This is a genomic window from Neobacillus drentensis (genome assembly GCF_036966985.1).
Taxonomy (GTDB): domain Bacteria; phylum Bacillota; class Bacilli; order Bacillales; family Cytobacillaceae; genus Neobacillus; species Neobacillus drentensis_E.
Genome location: NZ_JBALSN010000473.1, coordinates 1 through 1,285 on the forward strand (window position 1 = coordinate 1; position 1,285 = coordinate 1,285).

Here is a 1,285-nt window from a genome sequence, read left to right on the forward strand (position 1 = left end):
TACGTCTGCAACAATTGTTTCGACAAGTGGTTGATGGACGTGCTGTGGTCGTTCGAAACTCCATTCCTGCGTTCCGCCTGCTGTCGTCAGAACGATGGGCTCGTTTCCGAAAGTGGAAAAGCAGATTTTCCCTTTGCTCCCCACGATTTCATTCATATCGACATCTTCAAAAGCCGTGAAACACCAATTTCCCACGCCATGGATCCCAGATTCAAACTTATAGGTTCCTGTTACAATATCCTCCGCCGAATAGTATCCAGCTTGATTGGAAGCAAATCCTTGAACGGATGTAATCGGTCCAAGCAGAAAATCTAATAGATCAAGTGTATGGCTGGCTAAATCAAAAAAGAGTCCTCCTCCGGCTAATTCGGGTTGTACTCTCCAAGGGAGATGTTGTGGGTCCAACACGTCTTCAGAAGCTTTTTGGTATTGGGTTGACGATACAAAACGGACTTCTCCAATCGCACCGTCTTTCAATAACTCTTTAATTTTTAAAAATCGCTCTTGTGCCCTGCGATAGTACGCAACATATAAAGGCACGCCGGCTTCCTCACAAGCAGCGATCATTTCTTGGCATTCAGCATAATTGCAGGCCATTGGTTTTTCAACATATACAAGTTTCCCTGCCTTTGCTGCCTTGATGGTATATTCTTTATGTGATCCTGGCGGCGTGGCAATATAGATTGCATTGACTTCAGGATCGTTAATAAGTTCATCGGCATTATCGTACCATTTGGGGACACCATGCCGTTTTGCATAGTCCTCCGCAAGTTCCCCTGTTCTCCTCATAACCGCTGCCAACTCTGAATGATTGATTTTTTGGAAAGCTGGTCCGCTTTTCACTTCTGTTACGTCACCGCATCCAATAATTCCCCAACGTACCTTATCAAACTTCATCCTACTTCTCTCCTTATTTGCCACAGCACTTTTTATATTTTTTACCGCTTCCACACGGACATTGATCATTTCGGCCAACTTTATTTTCCTTTTGAATCGGACCATTTTGAGGATCGCGACCCTGTTTGCTAGCATTTCTGAAATCAATTTCTCTTTCAAGTGCTGCAAGTTTCCAATCCAATAGTTCCGGATGTGACTCGCCTAAAATGGAATAATAGCTATAAACCGTCTGTTCGATATCAACTAGGCTAGAAAAGTATTCCTTTTTCATATGATCGCTAATTACAGGTAATGCTTCTCGAGATAATTGATGACAGAGAGCTTCAATGAGCATATCCTGGTTCTCAAGTTCATCAGAATACCGATAAGCTTCAATTAAACTCTGAAC

General features: G+C 42.9%; 2 protein-coding genes. Both read right to left on the reverse strand.

Annotation, left to right across the window (positions count from 1 at the left end; genetic code table 11):
• On the reverse strand, positions 1-897 hold an 897-nt coding region (locus V7659_RS25645; RefSeq protein ID WP_335542934.1), incomplete at its 3' end, for a Gfo/Idh/MocA family protein.
• A 13-nt stretch (positions 898-910) separates the two neighbouring features.
• The coding region (locus V7659_RS25650; protein ID WP_335542935.1) for an SEC-C metal-binding domain-containing protein at positions 911-1,285 on the reverse strand (375 nt) is incomplete at its 5' end.